Below are 19,159 nucleotides of genomic sequence, written 5' to 3'. Positions count from 1 at the left end.
TGGTGCGCTCCATTTATGCCGGATGGCGGCATACATGCCTTATCCGGCCTACGTTCCTTCCTGCGGGCTCCCCCTGTAGGCCCGGCAAGCGCAGCGCCGCCGGGCGGTCAGGCGCCGTACCGGCGGTAGTGCCGGATGGCGGCATAAATGCCTTATCCGGCCTACGTTTCTGAGGAGGCGTGCGGGATACCCCCGTAGGCCCGCGCAAGCGCAGCGCCGCCGGGCAGCTGGCCCAGGTTCCCTCAGTTCACCGTCAGGCGCAGGGCAAGATCCTGCGGGTAGGGGTCAAAATAGTTCTGCGCCTGCAGGTAGCGATCCGGATACTCGGCCAGATAGTGCTTAAGCAGCGTCAGCGGCGCGAGGATCGGCAGCAGCCCGGCGCGATAGTTGAGGATCACCTCCCGCAGCTCGCCGCGCTGGCGGCTGTTCAGCTGGTCGCGGAAATAACCCTGAATATGCATCAGCACGTTGGTGTGGTTTTTCCGCGAGGCGGGCCGCTTGAGGATCGCCATCAGCTTCTCGCGGTAGACCTCGAAGAAAGCCTCCAGATCTTCCCATTCATGCAGCGAGGCGACGAACGGGCCGATCTCGCGGTAGCCCGCCTGGTGGTGAGCCAGCAGCTGCAGCTTGTAGCGGCTGTGAAAGGCCAGCAGGCCGTGGCGGGTCAGGCCGCGGGCGCGCAGGGCGTTGAGTTCATGCAGGGCGAAGACGCGCTCGACAAAATTCTCCCGCAGCAGCGGATCGTGCAGCCGGCCATCCTCTTCCACCGGCAGCCACGGGTAGCGCGCCATCAGGGCGCCGGTAAACAGCCCCACGCCTTCCTTACGCCCGCGATTGCCTTTTTCATCATACAGCCGCACGCGCTCCATCCCGCAGCTCGGCGATTTGGCGCAGACGATAAAGCCCGACAGCTCGCCCAGGGTTGCCAGATGGGCGTTGGCGAAATCGGCCATCTTCTCCGTCACATCCTCGTGCGGGGCGTGGCTGAAGCGCATGCGGATCTCCCCGACCGGGGTCTGCACCAGGCGGAGCGCCGGGCGGGGAACGGGCAGGCCGATCGCCATCTCCGGGCAGACGGGCTTAAACGCCACCCACTGCGCGAGCTCATCCATCACAAAGCCCATACGCTTATGCCCGCCGTCGAATCGCACGGCTGAGCCGGTTAAACATCCGCTGATCCCAATGACAGGTTGCGTGTTCATGGCGCTGTCCTCTCTTCTGCTGTGGTTCGGGTAAAGAAAAGGGTCACGGTGGCCACCGTAATGCCGAATTTCTTCATCTCGGTTTTGTTAAACAAATGGCTGCCGTCCTGCAGGAACATCCAGTCGTCAAAGTGCAGCAGCCACCGGCTGCCGCTGGCCTCGACGTTCATGCTGTAGCGCCAGTGAAAGGCATTGCCTGCCGCCTGGCCGCTGGCCACGCCTTCGATATCCCCGGCGGTGCCCTGATAACGGTTATCGCCGGTGCGGCGAATGCGCCACACCCGCTGCTGTTTCTCGCCATCGTCATAGACAAAGCGCTCATGGAGCGTCAGGGTGTCGCCGACGACGTCGCCATCGATCGCTACATGGAAGCGGCGCAGCTGTTTGCCGCTGCGATCCTGCACCATCCCCCACGCCTCGGTTCGGCCCTGAAAATAGTGGAAGATGTCGAGGGCGGGCTGCTGCTGCCGGTACTCGGTGACCTCGGTGCTGCAGCCGGCGAGCATCAGCATCAGCAGCGCCAGGCCACGGGTCAGAATGCGTTTCATGGTGTACCTCCGATCAACTGCTGACGCAGTTCGGGATAAGTGGTGCGCGGATCGAGCCAGATGGCGAGAAAGCGGGTGCTGAACGCCGCCGACTGGCGCGGGCCGAGCGGGGTAAAGGCGGTCTGCGCGGCGCTGGCGCGGTACCAGAACTGCCCCTCGCCGCCGCTGACCACGAACGCCAGCTGGCTGCCCGGCGCGACGTCCGGCCAGATCCCCTGCAGCATGCGCAGCCAGGCTTCGCTGCGCGGCTCCTGCTGCAGAATGCCCTGCGCTTGCCACTGGTCGCGGGTGGCCTCCACCAGCGCCTCGCGATCGATGTCGCGCCGGTAGGTGATGATCAGCGCCCGATCCTGCTGCGGGCCGTCATACCGGCCATTGGGCGTGCGCAGCTGTGAGTGATAGACGGTGAACGGCCCCCAGGTGAGGGTCGCCTCGCCGACGCGGCGCCACGTCAGCCAGTCGGCGGCGTGGGCCGCCGGGGCGAGGGCGCTCAGCCACAGCAGTAACAGGGCGAATCTCATTTTTGCCTCCCCATCCCCAGATGGAACAACAGCATGAGCACCAGCCAGCCGCAGGCCATGGCGGCCACGGCAAGCGCCGTCGGTACCAGCAGGGTCATGGCTCCGAGGCGAGCGCCGATCAGGTAGGCCACCGGGCCGCCGACGGTGGCCGCCGCGGCCAGCACCCAGCCGGGAAGCGTCGTGGTGCGGGTCAGTCGGGTCCAGACGACGGCGAACATCAGCCACAGGGCCACCATCCACAGGGGCAGCAGGCTGTCGCCGGGAAAATCAATCAGTCCCGCCAGCGCCCAGCAGGCGTCCAGCCCGCAGCCCGCCGCAGCCAACAGCAGAGCGGGCGGACGACTGGTCGCCGGCAACCGCAGCCAGGCGAACAGCGCCAGCGTCAGCCAGATCAGCAGGCCGCGCTCGCGCAACATCACCACCAGCGTCCAGTAAACATCGAACGCGAGGGCCATCAGCAGGTGCTGCGCCGGGCGTGTCATACCCGCTCCGCGGTGAGCTGCACCACGCTGATGGTGCGGGCGTTAAATCCGGCTTCGCAGTAGCCGAAGTAGTAGAGCCACATCCGGCGGAAGCGCTCATCAAAGCCGAGCTTTTCAATATCCTGCCAGGCATGGGTAAAACGTTGCCGCCAGTGCGCCAGCGTGCGGGCATAGTCCGGGCCCATGTCGAACAGGTTGCGCACCACAAAATCGGTATGGCGGGTCATCAGCTCGCTCATTGCCGTGATGCTGGGCAAAAAGCCGCCCGGGAAGATGTAGCGCTGGATAAAATCGACGCTTTTGCTGTAGTCGCGATAGCGCTGATCCTGGATGGTGATCGCCTGCAGGGCCATTTTGCCGCCCGGGCGCAGGCGCGCCTGACAGGTGCGGAAAAAGGCCGGCAGGTAGCGCTGGCCAACCGCTTCAATCATCTCCACCGACACCAGTTTGTCGTACTCGCCGCGCAGATCGCGGTAGTCGCAGAGCAGCACCTCGACGCGATCCTGCAGCCCGGCGCGGGCCATGCGCTCGGTAGCCCAGCGGTGCTGCTCCCGGGAAAGGGTGGTGGTGGTGACCCGGCAGCCGTAATGACGGGCGGCGTACTCGGCCAGCGCCCCCCAGCCGGTGCCAATCTCCAGCAGATGATCGCCGGGAGTGAGCGCCAGCTGGTCGCACAGGCGCGCCATCTTGGCCCGCTGGGCCTGGGTCAGATCCTGCTGGTCGTCGGCAAACAGCGCGCTGGAGTAGAGCAGATCGTCATCCAGAAAGTGGGCATAAAATTCATTGCCAAGGTCGTAATGGGCGGCGATGTTCTCCCGCGCCTGAGCGCGGGTGTTGCGGCGGGTCCAGTGGCGCAGGCGGGCGACGGGCTTGCCCAGCAGACGAAAGCCGCGCTCCAGACGCCCCAGCACCTCGCCGTTGCGCGCAAGGATCTGCAGCAGCGCCGTCAGCTGGTGGCTTTCCCAGTCGCCGTCCATCCAGGCCTCGGCCGCCGCCAGGCTGCCGCCGGTCAGCAGACGCCAGTACACCTCCGGCGTGCAGACCCGCGCCTCGGCGCGCAGCGCGGCGGCGGGGTCGCCAAAATGAAAAGTCTGCGCCCCTTCGCGCACGGTGAGCGAGCCTTCGCGGAGGCCGCTCAACAGACGAAAGAGCAGCCAGCGCGCGAGCCGCACGTTGCGCGGCACATCGGGTTCAAGCGCAAAGACGGGATCGGTCATGAGCGTTCACTCCTGCTGACAGGATGGTTGTACAGCGGCACGCGCTTCAGCCACAGCCGCAGCGCCTGCCAGTAGATGGCGAGGACGGTTTTCAGGGTCATCATCGGCAGACGCAGCAGCAGCCCGCGCAGGTTGGCGCGGGTTAACGGCACGCGGCTCAGGGCCAGCGTGGCGTCGAACACCTTGCTGGCCTGATGGTTTTCAATGTGCATGTGCAGCGTTTTGCCGGGCGCGTTGAAGCGCCAGTGATAGACCATGTCCATCGGGTTAAACGGCGAAACGTGAAAGGCTTTCTCCAGCGGGCGCGCCTGCTGGCCGTCCACCGCGTAGTAATGACGCTCATTCCACGGCGTGTTGCGCACTTCGGCCAGCACCCAGCGCAGGGTGTCGGCCTCGTCATAGCAGTAGTAAAAGTTGACCGGATTAAAATGGAAGCCGAAGTAGCGCAGCTGGGTCAGGAGCATCACGCGTCCCGCCGGGCGGCAGCCGGTCAGGCTCTCCAGCCGGTTCAGCGCCTGAGCCTTCAGCGGCGCGCCCAGCGGATAATCGGCGTCGTACCAGGCGGCGGCGGCCAGGCGGTTGCGGCGGATGCCCGCCTCAGGCAGCCTGTCCAGTTCGTCGAGGTCGAGCCAGGCCATAAACAGGCGGTAGACGAAGTGGTGCGCCTTCGGCTGCAGGCGACGGTGGCGCAGGACGCCCTGATAGAGGCAGCTGTTCATTTCAGTTGCCCTCCGCCGCGGCGATGCCCTGCACCACGTCGAGCGCGCTGCGCACCCCGTCCTCATGAAAGCCGTTGTACCAGTAGGCCCCGCAGTACCAGCTCCGCCGCTGGCCATTAATCTCGTCGCGCCGCAGCTGGGCCGACCAGCTTTGCGGGTTAAACAGCGGATGCTCATAGACGAAGCGCTGCCAGACGTAGCGATCGTCCACCGGCGCGTCCGGGTTCAGGGTGACGCAGAACAGCGGCGCGCCCGCGGGCAGCCCCTGGAGAATATTCATGTTGTAGGTGACGCAGGCCCGGGCCCGATCCCCATCGCTCAGGCGATAGTTCCAGCTGGCCCAGGCGCGCTGACGCGCCGGCAGCCAGCGCGGATCGCTGTGCAGCACCACCTCGTTGCGCTGCCAGCCGATGTCCCCGAGAACTTCGCGTTCGGCGTCGGTGGGCGCCGCCAGCATCGCCAGCGCCTGCGCGGAGTGGCAGGCGAAGATCACCTGGTCAAAATGCGCCTCCCCGGACGCCAGCCGCAGGGTAACCCCTGTCGGGTGGCGCTCCACCTGCTGCACCGGCGCGTTGAGCCGCAGGTCCAGGCGATCGCCGAGCCTGGCGAGCAGGGCGCGAACGTATTCCCGGGAACCGCCGGGCACTACGTACCACTGCGGGCGATCGCGAATGTCCAGCAGGCCGTGGTGTTCAAAGAAGCGCAAAAACAGCGGCAGCGGGAAGCGGCGCATCTCCTGCAGCGACGACGACCAGATGGCCGCCCCCATCGGCAGGATATAGTGGCGGGCGAAGAAGGGGCTGAAGCGGTGGCGGGCGAGGAAGCTCTCCAGCGTCGCCCCCGGATCCAGCGCCTCGGTCAGCGCCAGTTTCGCCAGCCGGTTGAAGCGGACGATCTCGCTCAGCAGCCCCCAGAAGGCCGGCTTCAGCAGATTGCGTCGCTGGGCGAAGAGCGAGGTCAGGCTGTGGCCGTTGTACTCCAGGCCGCTGGCCGGGTTGTGGACCGAGAAGCTCATCTGCGTTTTTTGCCCGTCGATCCCCAGCTCGCTGAGCAGGCCCATAAAGCGCGGATAAGTGCGATCGTTGTAGACAATAAATCCGGTATCGATGGCCCAGGTGCCCTGCGGCGTGGCGACATCCACGGTGGCTGTGTGGCCGCCCGGCGCGGCGCCCGCTTCGAACAGCGTCACCTGATGGTGTCCGGCCAGCCGCCAGGCGCAGGTCAGCCCGGCGATGCCGCTGCCGATGATGGCGATGTTCATGAGCGCACCATCCTGCGCAACAGCAGGCGCTGTATACCTGACGGCAGGCTGGCCAGCAGCCGCAGGGTCAGGCTGAAGCCGGTGGGGAAGGCGATGTGGTTTTTGCCCTTTTCAAGGCCGTAGCGGATCGCCGCCACCGCCCGATCGACGCTCACCCGGCCGGGCATGGCGAAGTCGTTTTTGCGCGTCAGCGGGGTGTCGACGAAGCCCGGAGAGACCACCGTGACGGCGACCCCTTTCGGCTCCCAGTCCAGACGCAGGCTATTGGCAAACCAGGTCAGCGCCGCCTTGGAGGCGCCATAGGCTTCCGCGCGCGGGAAGGGCAGCCAGTGCGCCATGGAGCTGACCAGCACCACCCGATCGCCTGCCTCCAGCTGCGTCTGCAGCGCCGCCAGGCAGTTTACCGGCCCGAGGAAGTTGGTGGCCATCACCCGCTCCACGAGGGCGGCATCCACCTGTCCGTGGTCGAGATATTCGCAGGTGCCGGCGCAGAGAATGATCAGGTCGGCAAAACAGCCCGTCAGCGCCTGGCGACAGGCGTCCCTGTCTGTCATATCGAACAGGCGCGCGCTGATGTTGGGGCTGAACTGCTGCAGCGCCGTCAGGCGCGAAGCATCGCGCCCGCAGGCGATGACCAGGTGGCCATCCGCCGCGTAGGATTTCGCCAGGCCGGCGCCGATCCCGGAGCTGGCGCCGGTGATAAGCACCGTCATCATGAGCGCACCCTCCGTTTCACGCCGCGTACCGCCCAGCCCAGCAGGGGAAGGTGCTCGTAGATCATCTCCCCGGCGTCGTAGTAGTCGCGCTGGTGGAGAACCTGCTCCCCGGCGATGTCCACCACCGAGCAGCCCGGCAGGGCCAGGGTTTCTCCGCCGGCAATGCGCGGATGCGACCAGTGCATGGTCCAGGTTACGGCGAACCGCTGACCGTCGCAGAGCGGCGCGTCGATGGTGAACCGGCACTGCTCCACGTTGGCCAGCAGATGGGTAAAGTAGCGCTGGATGGCGAACAGTCCCTGGTGCTGGCCAAAAGGATCGCTCAGCGTCGCGTCCGGATGGTACAGCGCGGCCAGCGCCGTGGGCGGCTGCGCATCCAGCCCGGCGTAGTACTCAACGAAACGACGAATGACGGACGGCGTGGTGCTCATGGATCACATCCTGGCTAAACACGGTGGCGTAATGGCATACTTAAAACTTACACAAATAAAATTATTTGTCCAAGTTTGTGGAAAAATATATTTTATTTATGTTTAAAATCAGGTTGTTATGATTAGTGTTTTAAAGGGTAAAAATCGAGAGTTGCACGAAGGGCAAACGTGCGCCCGCCGCGCCGCCGGGCGCAGGCGGAACAGAGAGTGGGGGAAGTGAAAACCGGGGGTTAGAGCGGGATCACCTCGAGGGAGACGACCTGCTGCTGCCAGAGTTCGACCTGCCTCTGACGAGCGGCGGAGAGTTTGCCGCTGGTGACCAGCAGCCAGTTGCGCTGGGGGAAAATCTCCGGCGCCAGGGCGGCGGGAGGCACCGGCAGGACGTCGATGCGATGGCCCTGGCCGGTGCGTTTGAGCGCTTCAAGCCAGATTTCGCAGGCGTCGGTCAGGTGCCAGCCGGTGATCAGAAAGTTGTCCCCGGGCGCCTTCTTGTCGCCTTCGAGGCAAAACGAGGTGTAGGCGATGATGATGCCGTCGAGGATTTCGCGCAGGGTCATGATGGCCGGCACGTTGGCGGAGACCTGGCTGCGCAGCGGACGCAGCACCTCGGTCACCAGCTCCTGGCGCGGATATTCGCGGCCGGCATCGTAGATCAGCTGGCGCAGGGACTCGATTTTTCCCTCTTTCAGCCGCTGCAGCATGGTCTCCTGCAGCGTCAGCCAGTTGTTGGTGCGCCGCGCGCCGGGGCGCGACAGCAGGGGCTTCACCTGGCTGACCGGCACCCCTTTTTTCACCCAGTCGAGGATTTTAAGCGCCTGCTGGACGTCGTCATCGCTGTACAGACGGTGTCCACCATCGGTGCGCAGCGGCTTGAGCAGGCCATAGCGGCGCTGCCAGGCGCGAAGCGTGGTCGCATTTATCCCGCAGAGTCGGGCAAATTCGCCGATGGAGTAAGGCATGGAGGCCACCTGTTAACAAAGAATATTCTCAATATACTACGAATCACGTCGGCTGGCGTGAAGTGTAGCGGCTTTGCACTACACTTTCCCCAACCGCGTAAATGAAAGGAGTTCTCATGAAGCTATGGCCTGTTGTCACTGGCGTCGCTATCGCGTTGACCCTGGTGGCCTGCAAATCGCCCACCCCGCCGAAGGGCGTTCAGCCGATTAGCGGGTTTGACGCCAGCCGTTACCTCGGGAAATGGTATGAGGTCGCCCGCCTGGAGAATCGCTTCGAGCGAGGCCTGGAGCAGGTGACCGCCACCTACGGCGCCCGCAGCGACGGGGGGATCAGCGTCGTCAATCGCGGTTATGACCCGGTCAAAAAACGCTGGAATGAGAGCGACGGGAAAGCCTATTTCACCGGCGCCCCCACCACCGCGGCGCTGAAGGTGTCGTTCTTCGGGCCGTTCTACGGCGGCTATAACGTGATCCGTCTGGACGACGACTACCAGTATGCGCTGGTCAGCGGCCCCAACCGCGACTATCTGTGGATCCTGTCGCGCACCCCCACCATTCCGGCGGCGGTGAAGCAGGATTACCTGAATACCGCGCGCGAACTGGGCTTTGACGTCGATCGACTGGTGTGGATCCGCCAGACGCCGCGCTAGCCTCGCCCCTTAGCGACTGAGCATACCAGAGTAAACCGCATACAGCCCGGCCAGCGCCGCCACGTTCAGCGCCACGCTGATGAAAAACCACGTCCGGAAGGGCTGCTTTTGCGTTTTATGGCGAAAACACTGCTGGCCGAGGATCGCCCCCGGCCAGCCTCCCGCCAGGCCGAGCACCAGCAGCGTGGTTTCCGGCACCCGTCGCCAGGCTTTGCGCGCCGCCAGCTTGTCGGCGCCATAGATAAGCCATGTCAGAAGGCTGCTCAGTAAAAACCACATCGCCAGCGGGTAGGGGAGCAGGGCGCTGCCCACAGCGGTGAGCAGCAGCAGGGAATAACATATCAGGTTCAGATTCATAGGGACGTTCACGCCGGCCAGAAGAATGGCGCCACTATAGCCAATTTCCCGGACCGGCGTAAACGCGGTGGGCTAGCGGCCGCGCTTGCCACGATGCCGGGACAGCCACATCAGCTTATACGCCGCCGGAATAATAAACAGCGACAGCAGCGGGGCGGTGATCATTCCGCCAATCATCGGCGCGGCGATGCGGCTCATCACCTCCGACCCGGCGCCGGTGCCCCACAAAATCGGCAGCAGGCCGGCGATAATCACCGCCACGGTCATCGCCTTCGGCCGCACGCGCAGTACTGCCCCCTGATACAGCGCCTCGTCGAGCTTCCCGGCGCTGAAGGTCTGCGGGTTCTCCAGCGCCGGCTCCGCCTCGATGGCGTGGCGCAGGTACATCAGCATCACCACGCCAAACTCCGCGGCCACCCCGGCCAGGGCGATAAAACCGGTGCCGGTGGCCACCGACAGATGGAAGCCCATCCAGTAGAGGAACCAGATCCCGCCCACAAGGGCGAACGGCACGCTGGCGATGATCAGCAGCGCCTCGCCGACGCGGCGGAACGCCAGGTACAGCAGCACAAAGATAATCATCAGCGTCATCGGCACCATCAGCTTCAGCTTCTGATTGGCGCGCTCCAGCAGCTCAAACTGCCCGGAATACGACACGCTGATGCCCGGCTTCAGCTTCACCTCCTTGCCGATGGCCTGCTGCAGATCGTGCACCACCGACACCATGTCACGGTCGCGGGCGTCGATGTAGATCCAGCTGGTGGGGCGGGCGTTCTCGGTCTTCAGCATCGATGGCCCGCTGACCACCTTCACCTCGGCGACGTCGCCGAGGACGATCTGCTGCTTCAGCGGGGTGAGGATCGGCAGCTGGCGCAGGGTCTGCGGGCTGTCGCGGTAGCTCTGCGGATAGCGGATGTTGATCGGATAGCGCTCGACGCCCTCCACCGTTTCGCCGACCATCGCCCCGCCGATAGCGGACGAGACGAACAGCTGCACGTCGCCGACGGTCATCCCGTAGCGGGCCGCCTTCTCACGCTGAATATCAATGTCGAGGTAGCGCCCGCCCACCAGCCGCTCGGCTAACGCCGAGGTCACGCCCGGCACGCTGCGCGCCACCCCCTCAATTTGCCCGGCGATGGCGTCGATATCGGCCAGGTTAGTGCCGGAAACTTTAATGCCGATCGGGCTCTTGATGCCAGTGGAGAGCATGTCGATGCGGTTGCGGATCGGCGGCACCCACAGGTTCGCCAGCCCCGGCAGGCGCACGGTCTTGTCCAGTTCGTCGACGATCTTCTCCATGGTCATCCCCGGCCTCCATTGATCCTGCGGTTTAAGCTGAATGGTGGTCTCCACCATCTCCAGCGGCGCTGAGTCGGTAGCGGTGTCTGCCTTACCCGTTTTGCCGAACACCCGCGCCACCTCCGGCACTGTCATGATCAGCTTGTCGGTCTTCTGCAGCATATCCGCCGCCTGCGCGGCGGAGATCCCGGGCAGTGTTGACGGCATATACAGCAGATCGCCCTCGTTGATCTGCGGCAGAAACTCGCCGCCGACCCGGTTAAGCGGCCAGACAACCGTCAGGATCGACAGGAGCGCGATCAGCAGGGTGGTCTTCGGCCAGTGCAGGACCTTCAGCAGCAGCGGATGGTAAATGCGGATCAAAAAGCGGTTCAGCGGGTTGCTGCTCTCCGCCGGGATCCTGCCGCGGATCCAGAAGCCCATCAGGATCGGGATCACCATGATCGCCAGCAGCGCCGCTCCGGCCATCGACCAGGTTTTGGTGAAGGCCAGCGGACCGAACAGTTTGCCCTCCTGGCCTTCGAGGGTGAAAATGGGGATAAACGACAGGGTGATGATCAGCAGGCTGATAAACAGCGCCGGGCCAACCTCCACCGAGGCATCGGTAATGATTTTCCAGCGCCTGTCGTTACCGAGCTTCTCTCCCGGATGCTGATGCGTCCACTCCTCCAGCCGCTTGTGGGCGTTCTCAATCATCACGATGGCGGCATCGACCATCGCCCCCACCGCAATGGCGATCCCGCCCAGCGACATGATGTTGGCGTTGAGTCCCTGGAAATGCATCATGATAAAGGCGAAGCACAGGCCGAGCGGCAGGGAGATAATCGCCACCAGCGCCGAGCGCACGTGCCACAGGAACAGGGCGCAGACCAGGGCGACGACGATAAACTCTTCCAGCAGCTTGTGGCTGAGGTTATCGATGGCGCGGTCGATAAGCTGGCTGCGGTCGTAGGTGGTGACCACTTCAACCCCTTCCGGCAGGCTGCTTTGCAGCGACGCCAGTTTTTCTTTGACCGCCGAGATCGCTTCCCGGGCGTTCTTGCCGGAGCGCAGGATCACCACGCCGCCGGCCACTTCGCCTTCGCCGTTCAGTTCGGCAATGCCGCGGCGCATCTCCGGGCCGACCTGCACCCGCGCGACGTCGCCGAGATAGACCGGCACGCCGTTATCGCCGGTTTTCAGTACAATGTTTTTGAAGTCGTCGAGGGTCTGCAGATAGCCGCTGGCGCGCACCATATATTCGGCTTCCGCCAGTTCGACCGAAGAGCCGCCCGCCTCCTGGTTAGAGGCGTCCAGCGCCGATTTCACCTCGCCGAGGCTGATGCCGTACTGGGTCAGCTTCATCGGGTCGACAACTATCTGGTACTCCTTGACCACGCCGCCCACCGACGCCACTTCCGAGACGTTAGGAATGGTTTTCAGCTCATATTTTAAGAACCAGTCCTGCAGGGAACGTAGTTCGGCGAGATCGTGCTTGCCGCTGCGGTCGACCAGCGCGTACTCGAAGACCCAGCCGACGCCGGTGGCGTCCGGGCCCATTTCGGCGCTGACCCCGGCGGGCAGTTTGCCCTGCACCTGATTGAGATACTCCAGCACCCGCGAGCGCGCCCAGTAAGGGTCGGTGCCGTCTTCAAAAATCACATACACATAAGAGTCGCCAAACTGCGAGAAGCCGCGCACCGTTCTGGCGCCGGGCACCGACAGCATGGTGGTGGTTAGCGGCCAGGTGACCTGGTTTTCGACAATCTGCGGCGCCTGCCCCGGATAGCTGGTTTTGACGATCACCTGTACGTCGGAGAGATCCGGCAGGGCGTCCACCGGGGTGTGGACGATGGTCCAGGTCCCCCAGAGGCTGAGAAACAGCGCGCCCATCATCACCAGGAAGCGGTTGGCCACCGAGCGGCGGATAATCCATTCAATCATTGTTCCGTTCCTCAGTGCGCGTGGGCGGCAGCGGCATCAGGGGCCTGCGCGCGCATGCGCTCCAGCGCGCCGGCGATATTGGCTTCCGAGTCGATCAGGAACAGGCCGCTGGCGACCACCTTCTCGCCCTCCTTCAGCCCGCTGCGAATGGCCGTGACGCCATTGGATTCATGGAAAACCTGGACCTGCTTCGGCACGAAGCGGCCCTCGTTATCCATGGTGATCACCCGCTGCTCGCTGCCGCTGTCGATCAGCGCTTTGGAGGGGATCAGCAGCATCGGTTCGCTGTCACTGGTCAGCTGCAGATAGGCGTTCATCCCCGGCTTCAGCGCTTCATCCGGGTTGTTCACCTGCAGGCGTAGCTGCAGGGTGCGGGTGGCGCTATCGACGCTGGGGAGAATCGTCCATTTGCTGATGCGGAAGGTTTTGTCCGGCCAGGCGGGAACCTGAATGCGGAACTGCGAGGCGTCTTTAATCAGCCAGGCGATGGACTCGGGGACCGCCACGCTGACCCACACCGGGTCCATGCCCTGAATTTTCGCCACCACGTTATCTTTGGCGATGTTCATTCCGGCGCGCAGATCGAAGGCGGTGATCACCCCGTCGATGGGCGCCTTGAGGGTGAAGCGGGTCTGGACCTTGCGCGTGGCTTTCAGGCGGCGGATATCGTCGTCCGGCATTCCGGCGAGACGCAGCCGCTCGAGGATCCCCTCGACCTGGGTGGCGGTGCCGCCGGTCTCCTGCAATAGCAGGTATTCGCTCTGCGCTTCCACCCAGTCCGGGATGGTCAGTTCCAGCAGCGGCGTACCTTGTTGCACTTTGTCGCCGACGGTCAGGGGATAGACTTTATTGATAAAGCCCGCCGCCCGCGCCTGCATAATCACGTACTGGTACTCGTTGTAGCTGATGTTGGCCGGGAAGGTCTGGGCGTAGCGCAGCGGCCCGCGGGCGACGGCGGCGGTTTTCACCCCGAGATTCTGGGTCTGCGTCGGGTCGATACGCACCCCCGGCGCACCGGCGGCGGCACTCTCCTCATCGGCGTATTTCGGCACCAGGTCCATATCCATAAACGGCGATTTACCCGGTTTATCAAAGCGAGTGTTCGGGTACATCGGGTCGTACCAGAACAGCACTTTTCGCTGCTGCTCGGCCGCCGGGGCGGCGGCAGCGTCGAGGGGCGGCGCCATCCGGGTATACAGCGCTGCGGTGAGCGCGCCGCCGATCGCCATGCTGCCGAGGATCAGCGCCGTGTTTTTCAGTGTCAGGGATGCCATGTGTCGTCCATTCAGTTGTTGAGGAGTCTACCGTCGCCGGGCCATTAGTGGGCGCGGATATCCTGTAACAGCGACAGATTGCCCTGCTGAACGAAGGTGAAGTCCACGCTGTCGCCGTCCTTCACATTGTTGAGCTGGGTCTGCGGGGTGATGGTGAAACGCATGGTCATCGGCGGCCAGTTCACCGCCGGGATGGCTTCGTGGGCAATGGTGATTTTTTTGCTATCCATATCAATGGCTTTAATGACCCCTTTGCCGCTGATGCTTTGCGTCTGCGCGGCGGCGGGCTGTTCGTGCATCGCCATGCCGGCGTGCGGGTCGGCGGCCTGGGCGGCGAACACCGCGCCAGAAATCAGAGTGAACAGGGCGACTTTAGACAGTGAATTCATAATCAAGACTCCTCGGGTTATTCCATCCAGCCGCCGCCGAGGGCGGTGAACAGGGTGATTTCATTTGCCTGACGGGAATAGTTGAGTTCCAGCAGGGTTTGTCGGGTGGTGAAAATGTCGCGCTGGGCGCTCAGCACTTCGATGTAGCTGACCGCGCCGTGGCGATAGAGCGCGGTGGCGCGCTGCAGGGTGATATTGAGTGAAGCGAGATAGCGCTCCTGGGCGGCTATCTGATCGGCCAGGCTTTGGCGCAGGGCCAGCGCGTCGGCCACTTCCTTAAAAGCGGACTGAATTTTTTGCTCGTAGTTGACCACCTGCTGCTGCTGGCGGATCTCCGCCAGATCGAGGTTGGCCTGATTGCGCCCGGCGTTGAAAATCGGTATGTCGATTTTGGGGATGAAGTTCCACATCGCGCTGCCGGCGTTAAACAGGCTGGCGAGCTCGCTGCTGCTGCCGGAGAGCGAGCTGGTCAGGGTGATCGACGGGAAGAAGGCCGCCCGCGCGGCGCCGATGTTAGCGTTGGCCGCCCGCAGGCTGTGTTCGGCCGCTAAAATATCCGGCCGCTGCAGCAGGATCGCTGAAGAGAGCGACGGCGGCAGGGTTACGCCTTGCAGGTCGACGGCGCTGCTGGCGCTATCGTCCGGCAGATGTTGATAACTACCGAGCAACAGCTGCAGAGCGTTATTAGCCTGCGCCAGCTGGCCCTGCCGCCTGGCGATCTCGGCGCGGGTGCTCTCGATCATCCCCCGCGCCTGCTCCAGCGCCAGCACGGTGGTGCTGCCGGTCAGCAGCTGTTTTTCAACGAACGCGTAAGACTGCTGATAGTTTTGCAGGGTGTCGTTGGCCACCTGCAGCTGCGCTGCCGCCAGCCGCTGGTTGAAGTAGCTTTGTGAAACGTTAGCAATCAGCAGGATATGCACTGCGCGCCGTGCCTCTTCGCTGGCGAAGAAGTTCTCCCGGTCGGCCTCGCTGAGGTTTTTCAGCCGGCCAAAGAAGTCGAGGTCATAGTTGAGATTCAGCCCGGCGGCGTAATCGCTGCTGGTGGTGGTGTCGCCTTTAAGCTTGCCGCCGTAGGTGGTGCTACCGTCACCGTTCAATTGCGGGTAGCGGTCGGCATCGGTCACCCGATACTGGGCGCGGGCTTCCTGCACTTTCAGCGTCGCCATCCGCAGATCGCGGTTGTTGGTCAGCGCGGTGCCTATCAGGCTTTTCACCTGCGGGTCGACGAAAAAGGTTCGCCAGCCGGTCTCCTGATAGCTCGCGGTTGCGGGAACCAGCTTGTTCTGGCTGAGAGAGAACTGCTGCGGTACCGGCGCGGCGGGGCGCTGGTAGTCGGGAGCGAGCGAGACACAGCCGGTTAAGGCGAGTATCACGCTGAGGGTAAGAAGCGTTATTGGGCGCATGGCGGCAGACGTTTTCGACGATTTATCCATGGCGGCTACTTTACGTACCGGCCTCTGTTCAGGACGTGACAGGAAAATGACAAAGCTGTCATTTTCCTGATATTTCATTGCTATCCGGAGGCGCTCCTCTAAAATTGAATACCCGCACAGAACGCGCGTGAAGGAGCCGGCGGTGAAGATATTGATTGTCGAAGATGAGAAGAAAACCGGGGAGTACCTGACCAAAGGGCTCACCGAGGCTGGCTTCGTCGTCGACCTGGCCGATAACGGCCTTAACGGCTATCACCTGGCGATGACCGGCGACTATGATCTGCTGATCCTCGACATCATGCTGCCGGACGTGAACGGCTGGGATATCGTGCGCATGCTGCGCGCCGCCGGGAAAGGCATGCCGATCCTGCTGCTTACCGCGTTGGGCACCATTGAGCATCGGGTGAAGGGGCTGGAGCTGGGCGCCGACGACTATCTGGTGAAGCCATTCGCCTTTGCGGAACTGCTGGCGCGGGTGCGGACGCTGCTGCGTCGCGGGGCGGCGGTCATTGTCGAAAGCCAGTTTCAGGCGGCGGATCTCAGCGTCGATCTGGTCAGCCGTAAGGTGACGCGCGGCGCCACCCGCATCACCCTGACCAGCAAGGAGTTCACTCTGCTGGAGTTCTTCCTGCGCCATCAGGGCGAGGTGCTGCCGCGTTCGCTGATTGCCTCGCAGGTGTGGGATATGAATTTCGACAGCGATACCAACGCGATAGATGTGGCGGTGAAGCGGCTGCGCGCCAAAATCGATAACGACTTCGAGCCGAAGCTGATCCAGACTGTGCGCGGCGTCGGCTATATGCTCGAGGTGCCGGATGGTCGCTAAGCGCCCCTTTTCCCTGGCTACCCGGCTGAGTTTCTTTATTAGCCTCGCCACCATCATCGCCTTCTTTGCCTTCACCTGGATCATGATCCATTCGGTGAAGGCGCATTTTGAAGAGCGCGACGTTCACGATCTCAGGCAGCTCAGCACCACCCTGGAGACGGTCCTCGACCACGCTGACTACCCGCCGGCGCGGCGGCTGGAGATCGTGAAGAATATCATTGCGGGCTACGCCAACGTCTTTATCTGCCTGGACGATGGGCAGGGCAATATTCTGTTCCAGTCGCCCAACGGACCGGATCTCAGCCATATGCTGAGTACGCCAGGCCTGGCGATGCAGCTCCGCGACGGGAATGTGATTTCATGGACCGACCCGCAGCCGCGGGCAATGGCGCACGATAATCATCAAATGGAGACCCGTGCCTGGCGGCTGATCATGCTGCCGCTGGGCAAGCAGGCGGATGGCAAGCCGGCGTACCATCTGCTGATGGCCTTATCCATCGATTTTCACCTGCACTATATTAATGAGCTGAAAGCGAAGCTGATTTCCGCCGCGTCGATAATCAGCCTGCTGATCATCGTCATCGTGCTGTTTGTGGTCTATCAGGGGCATAAGCCTATCCGCCAGATCAGCCGGCAGATCCAGAATATTACCTCGCGGGATCTCGACGTGCGCCTCGACCCGCAGGCGGTGCCTATCGAACTGGAGCGGCTGGCGCTGTCCTTTAACCATATGCTGGAGCGAATGGAGGATGTCTTTACCCGCCAGTCGAACTTCTCCGCCGATATCGCCCATGAGATCCGCACGCCGATCACCAACCTGGTGACGCAAACCGAAATCGCCTTAAGCCAGAGCCGCAGCCAGCAGGAGCTGGAAGAGGTGCTCTACTCCAATCTCGAAGAGTTCTCGCGCATGTCGCGGATGGTCAGCGATATGCTGTTCCTCGCCCAGGCCGATAACAACCAGCTGATCCCCGAACAGCGGGAACTGGATCTGGCTGAGGAGGTGCATAAGGTGTTTGAGTTTTTCGAGGCGTGGGCGGAAGAGAAGGCGGTAGCGCTGCGCTTTGACGGCAGCCCCTGCCGGGTGACGGGCGATCCGTTGATGCTGCGGCGGGCGATCAGCAACTTGCTGTCGAATGCGATCCGCTACACCCCGGCTGGCCAGGCGGTGACGATCGCGCTGAGCGAAAGCGCGGAGACGATCCGCCTGGTGGTGGAGAACCCCGGTACGCCGATTGCCGCCGAACATCTGCCGCGGCTGTTTGACCGTTTCTATCGCGTCGACCCCTCGCGCCAGCGCAAAGGGGAGGGCAGCGGCATCGGCCTGGCGATTGTGAAATCCATCGTCAGCGCCCACCACGGCAGCGTGGCGGCGCAGTCCGATCTGCGCTCGACGCGGTTTATTGTGGTGCTGCCGAAACAGGCGCAATAACGGCTGATAGCCAGCGGGCAGCGCCAGGCGGCTGCCCGTAATCGTACCGCGGCTTACTCTTCGAAGTACCAGTAGCCCTGATTAATCAGGCGCGTCAGTTCGCTCACAAAAGCCGGGTTTTGCAGGCCGCTGCCGAGCTCCTCCTGGCCTAATGAGGTATAGCGGCACAATGCATCCAGCGCTTCGGCATCGGTGGTGTCCAGCTGTTCGCTATGCACGAAGAAGCTATCGCCGATATGCAGAACGCGCAGGCCGCTCAGGCGAGAAAGTTTTTCGCCGCCCAGCAGCGCATCGACGACTTCCTCTTCTTCATACGGTGGTTCCGCCGGCGCAATATCCAGCTCGTGACGCGGGGTGGTGACGAAACTGCCGAACCACTGCTTGAAGTCTTCCGGCTGGCGAATCATGTCGATCATCATGCCGCGCAGACGTTCGAGTTCATACTCTTCAACCCGGCCCGGATGCTCGCGGCAGGTGAGGTCCGGATCGCTATAGTGCTCGCCGCCGAGATCGTTCTCCAGCACATAGTCGGCGAAGCTGCTGATCAGGTCGCGCCCGTTTGGCCCGCGGAAACCCACGGAGTAGTTCAGCGCGGTTTCGTGGGTGATACCATCGTGCGGGAATCCCGGCGGAATATAGAGGATATCGCCCGGCTGCAGATCCTCATCAATAATCGGCGGGAACGGGTCGACGTGCAGCAGCGCGGGATGCGGGCAGAACTGACGCATCGGCAGCTTATCGCCCACGCGCCAGCGGCGGCTGCCCATGCCCTGAATAATAAAGACGTCATACTGATCGATATGGGGGCCGACGCCGCCGCCGGGGACGGAGAAGGAGATCATCAGGTCGTCCAGACGCCAGTCCGGCAGTACGCGGAACGGTCGCACCAGCTCGGCGGCCGGCATATGCCAGTGGTTTACCGCCTGGGCCAGCAGCGACCAGCCGGTCTCGCCCAGGCCATCGAAATGTTCAAAAGGTCCATTGCTGGCCTGCCATTTACCGTTGGCCAGACTGACCAGCCGGCTGTCGACTTCCGGCTCCATGGCTAACCCGGCCAGCTCGTCCGGGGTAATCGGGTCGACGAAGTCCGGAAACGCGTTTTTTAAAACCACCGGCTGCTTTTGCCAGTATTTCTCTAAAAACTCGGGCCAGTTAATGTTGAGTTGATAAGCCATCGATTATTACCAGTAAGAAGAAACGGGCCTGATTATAGAAACGGGGGCTGGGCGGGCGCTTTGTCGTGGGTCAAGAGTGGCGCTTAATTCACCATCGGCGCGATAATGGCGTTGGGTAAGAGAGAAAAATCACATTTTTGCCAAAAACCAATTTTCGAGTTAGCTACGCTGCAGGCCGCATGAACACTGGGATGGCGGCTTTAATGGTAGGAAGAGGAATAAGCCAAAAGTTCAAATAATGAGCGGTCGATAAGATTTTTCTATTTTAACCCTTGCTACTTCCGGCGAACTCCCTATAATGCGCTCCCACTGACACGGCAGATGTGAATCACTTCACACAAACAG

General features: G+C 62.8%; 19 protein-coding genes. 3 read left to right on the top strand and 16 right to left on the bottom strand.

Annotation, left to right across the window (positions count from 1 at the left end; translation table 11 throughout):
- Window positions 1-242: 242 nt before the first annotated feature.
- The 10 genes from ABLU95_RS21285 to ABLU95_RS21240 form a co-directional block, all read right to left on the bottom strand.
- Window positions 243-1,202, bottom strand: coding sequence for a DUF523 and DUF1722 domain-containing protein (locus tag ABLU95_RS21285; RefSeq protein ID WP_004206730.1), 960 nt, complete (start codon window positions 1,200-1,202; stop codon window positions 243-245).
- Window positions 1,199-1,750, bottom strand: a complete 552-nt coding sequence (locus tag ABLU95_RS21280; RefSeq protein ID WP_048336535.1) for a DUF3833 domain-containing protein — start codon at window positions 1,748-1,750, stop codon at window positions 1,199-1,201. The genes ABLU95_RS21285 and ABLU95_RS21280 overlap by 4 nt, the downstream gene beginning before the upstream one ends.
- The gene (locus ABLU95_RS21275; RefSeq protein ID WP_049015229.1) at window positions 1,747-2,271 is read right to left on the bottom strand and encodes a hypothetical protein; all 525 of its coding nucleotides are present in this window, start codon (window positions 2,269-2,271) and stop codon (window positions 1,747-1,749) included. The genes ABLU95_RS21280 and ABLU95_RS21275 overlap by 4 nt, the downstream gene beginning before the upstream one ends.
- The gene (locus ABLU95_RS21270; protein WP_348880375.1) at window positions 2,268-2,753 is read right to left on the bottom strand and encodes a DUF2878 domain-containing protein; all 486 of its coding nucleotides are present in this window, start codon (window positions 2,751-2,753) and stop codon (window positions 2,268-2,270) included. Before ABLU95_RS21270 ends, ABLU95_RS21275 begins: the two co-directional genes overlap by 4 nt.
- Window positions 2,750-3,970, bottom strand: coding sequence for a cyclopropane-fatty-acyl-phospholipid synthase family protein (locus ABLU95_RS21265; RefSeq protein WP_032454723.1), 1,221 nt, complete (start codon window positions 3,968-3,970; stop codon window positions 2,750-2,752). Before ABLU95_RS21265 ends, ABLU95_RS21270 begins: the two co-directional genes overlap by 4 nt.
- Window positions 3,967-4,689 carry a DUF1365 domain-containing protein gene (locus ABLU95_RS21260; RefSeq protein ID WP_004888758.1) on the bottom strand — a complete coding sequence of 241 codons (723 nt, stop codon included), beginning with the start codon at window positions 4,687-4,689 and terminating at the stop codon, window positions 3,967-3,969. Before ABLU95_RS21260 ends, ABLU95_RS21265 begins: the two co-directional genes overlap by 4 nt.
- Before the next feature lies 1 nt (window position 4,690).
- Entirely contained in the window at window positions 4,691-5,950 is a 1,260-nt protein-coding gene (locus tag ABLU95_RS21255) for an FAD-dependent oxidoreductase (RefSeq protein ID WP_135734543.1), read from the bottom strand.
- Window positions 5,947-6,666, bottom strand: coding sequence for an SDR family NAD(P)-dependent oxidoreductase (locus ABLU95_RS21250; protein ID WP_348880374.1), 720 nt, complete (start codon window positions 6,664-6,666; stop codon window positions 5,947-5,949). Before ABLU95_RS21250 ends, ABLU95_RS21255 begins: the two co-directional genes overlap by 4 nt.
- Entirely contained in the window at window positions 6,663-7,097 is a 435-nt protein-coding gene (locus ABLU95_RS21245; RefSeq protein ID WP_023291810.1) for a nuclear transport factor 2 family protein, read from the bottom strand. Before ABLU95_RS21245 ends, ABLU95_RS21250 begins: the two co-directional genes overlap by 4 nt.
- 230 nt (window positions 7,098-7,327) lie before the next feature.
- Entirely contained in the window at window positions 7,328-8,056 is a 729-nt protein-coding gene (locus tag ABLU95_RS21240) for a MerR family transcriptional regulator (RefSeq protein WP_002887258.1), read from the bottom strand.
- 116 nt (window positions 8,057-8,172) lie between these two features.
- On the opposite strand from ABLU95_RS21240, the gene ABLU95_RS21235 reads away from it, so the two are divergent.
- Window positions 8,173-8,706: a lipocalin family protein gene (locus ABLU95_RS21235; protein WP_002887259.1), complete on the top strand. Its 534-nt coding sequence runs from the start codon at window positions 8,173-8,175 to the stop codon at window positions 8,704-8,706.
- 9 nt (window positions 8,707-8,715) lie between these two features.
- On the opposite strand, the gene ABLU95_RS21230 is transcribed toward ABLU95_RS21235, so the two are convergent.
- The 5 genes from ABLU95_RS21230 to ABLU95_RS21210 all read right to left on the bottom strand — a co-directional run bounded on the left by ABLU95_RS21230 (window position 8,716) and on the right by ABLU95_RS21210 (window position 15,351).
- Window positions 8,716-9,063, bottom strand: coding sequence for a DUF1294 domain-containing protein (locus tag ABLU95_RS21230; RefSeq protein ID WP_348880373.1), 348 nt, complete (start codon window positions 9,061-9,063; stop codon window positions 8,716-8,718).
- Window positions 9,064-9,135: 72 nt separating this feature from the next.
- Entirely contained in the window at window positions 9,136-12,285 is a 3,150-nt protein-coding gene (locus ABLU95_RS21225) for a CusA/CzcA family heavy metal efflux RND transporter (protein WP_348880372.1), read from the bottom strand.
- 11 nt (window positions 12,286-12,296) lie between these two features.
- Window positions 12,297-13,559, bottom strand: coding sequence for an efflux RND transporter periplasmic adaptor subunit (locus ABLU95_RS21220; RefSeq protein WP_243806851.1), 1,263 nt, complete (start codon window positions 13,557-13,559; stop codon window positions 12,297-12,299).
- Between the two features lie 44 nt (window positions 13,560-13,603).
- The gene (cusF, locus tag ABLU95_RS21215; protein ID WP_023291814.1) at window positions 13,604-13,948 is read right to left on the bottom strand and encodes a cation efflux system protein CusF; all 345 of its coding nucleotides are present in this window, start codon (window positions 13,946-13,948) and stop codon (window positions 13,604-13,606) included.
- Window positions 13,949-13,965: 17 nt separating this feature from the next.
- Window positions 13,966-15,351 carry an efflux transporter outer membrane subunit gene (locus tag ABLU95_RS21210; RefSeq protein ID WP_087827503.1) on the bottom strand — a complete coding sequence of 462 codons (1,386 nt, stop codon included), beginning with the start codon at window positions 15,349-15,351 and terminating at the stop codon, window positions 13,966-13,968.
- 172 nt (window positions 15,352-15,523) lie between these two features.
- On the opposite strand from ABLU95_RS21210, the gene cusR reads away from it, so the two are divergent.
- Both cusR and ABLU95_RS21200 read left to right on the top strand, forming a co-directional pair.
- Window positions 15,524-16,207: a copper response regulator transcription factor CusR gene (cusR, locus tag ABLU95_RS21205; protein WP_004206716.1), complete on the top strand. Its 684-nt coding sequence runs from the start codon at window positions 15,524-15,526 to the stop codon at window positions 16,205-16,207.
- A complete protein-coding gene (locus ABLU95_RS21200) occupies window positions 16,197-17,639 on the top strand; it encodes a Cu(+)/Ag(+) sensor histidine kinase (protein ID WP_243806850.1) in 1,443 nt (480 codons plus the stop codon). Before cusR ends, ABLU95_RS21200 begins: the two co-directional genes overlap by 11 nt.
- A gap of 53 nt (window positions 17,640-17,692) precedes the next feature.
- Here the strand turns inward: ABLU95_RS21200 and ABLU95_RS21195 are convergent, their stop codons facing one another.
- The gene (locus tag ABLU95_RS21195) at window positions 17,693-18,814 is read right to left on the bottom strand and encodes a cupin domain-containing protein (protein WP_023291817.1); all 1,122 of its coding nucleotides are present in this window, start codon (window positions 18,812-18,814) and stop codon (window positions 17,693-17,695) included.
- Between the last annotated feature and the right edge of the window lie 345 nt (window positions 18,815-19,159).

The organism is Klebsiella sp. GG_Kp146, assembly GCF_040061975.1.
GTDB lineage: Bacteria > Pseudomonadota > Gammaproteobacteria > Enterobacterales > Enterobacteriaceae > Klebsiella > Klebsiella quasipneumoniae.
This window is presented reverse-complemented; position numbering and strand designations above follow the sequence as displayed.

Excerpts from the sequence above, each read along its gene's own strand:
- ABLU95_RS21275 (WP_049015229.1), bottom strand. The coding sequence starts at position 2,271 with ATGAGATTCGCCCTGTTACTGCTGTGGCTGAGCGCCCTCGCCCCGGCG.
- ABLU95_RS21250 (WP_348880374.1), bottom strand. The coding sequence starts at position 6,666 with ATGATGACGGTGCTTATCACCGGCGCCAGCTCCGGGATCGGCGCCGGC.
- ABLU95_RS21270 (WP_348880375.1), bottom strand. The coding sequence starts at position 2,753 with ATGACACGCCCGGCGCAGCACCTGCTGATGGCCCTCGCGTTCGATGTT.
- ABLU95_RS21265 (WP_032454723.1), bottom strand. The coding sequence starts at position 3,970 with ATGACCGATCCCGTCTTTGCGCTTGAACCCGATGTGCCGCGCAACGTG.
- ABLU95_RS21245 (WP_023291810.1), bottom strand. The coding sequence starts at position 7,097 with ATGAGCACCACGCCGTCCGTCATTCGTCGTTTCGTTGAGTACTACGCC.
- ABLU95_RS21285 (WP_004206730.1), bottom strand. The coding sequence starts at position 1,202 with ATGAACACGCAACCTGTCATTGGGATCAGCGGATGTTTAACCGGCTCA.
- ABLU95_RS21225 (WP_348880372.1), bottom strand. The coding sequence starts at position 12,285 with ATGATTGAATGGATTATCCGCCGCTCGGTGGCCAACCGCTTCCTGGTG.
- ABLU95_RS21210 (WP_087827503.1), bottom strand. The coding sequence starts at position 15,351 with ATGCGCCCAATAACGCTTCTTACCCTCAGCGTGATACTCGCCTTAACC.
- ABLU95_RS21260 (WP_004888758.1), bottom strand. The coding sequence starts at position 4,689 with ATGAACAGCTGCCTCTATCAGGGCGTCCTGCGCCACCGTCGCCTGCAG.
- ABLU95_RS21240 (WP_002887258.1), bottom strand. The coding sequence starts at position 8,056 with ATGCCTTACTCCATCGGCGAATTTGCCCGACTCTGCGGGATAAATGCG.
- ABLU95_RS21220 (WP_243806851.1), bottom strand. The coding sequence starts at position 13,559 with ATGGCATCCCTGACACTGAAAAACACGGCGCTGATCCTCGGCAGCATG.
- ABLU95_RS21230 (WP_348880373.1), bottom strand. The coding sequence starts at position 9,063 with ATGAATCTGAACCTGATATGTTATTCCCTGCTGCTGCTCACCGCTGTG.
- ABLU95_RS21280 (WP_048336535.1), bottom strand. The coding sequence starts at position 1,750 with ATGAAACGCATTCTGACCCGTGGCCTGGCGCTGCTGATGCTGATGCTC.
- ABLU95_RS21235 (WP_002887259.1), top strand. The coding sequence starts at position 8,173 with ATGAAGCTATGGCCTGTTGTCACTGGCGTCGCTATCGCGTTGACCCTG.
- cusF (WP_023291814.1), bottom strand. The coding sequence starts at position 13,948 with ATGAATTCACTGTCTAAAGTCGCCCTGTTCACTCTGATTTCTGGCGCG.
- ABLU95_RS21195 (WP_023291817.1), bottom strand. The coding sequence starts at position 18,814 with ATGGCTTATCAACTCAACATTAACTGGCCCGAGTTTTTAGAGAAATAC.
- ABLU95_RS21200 (WP_243806850.1), top strand. The coding sequence starts at position 16,197 with ATGGTCGCTAAGCGCCCCTTTTCCCTGGCTACCCGGCTGAGTTTCTTT.
- ABLU95_RS21255 (WP_135734543.1), bottom strand. The coding sequence starts at position 5,950 with ATGAACATCGCCATCATCGGCAGCGGCATCGCCGGGCTGACCTGCGCC.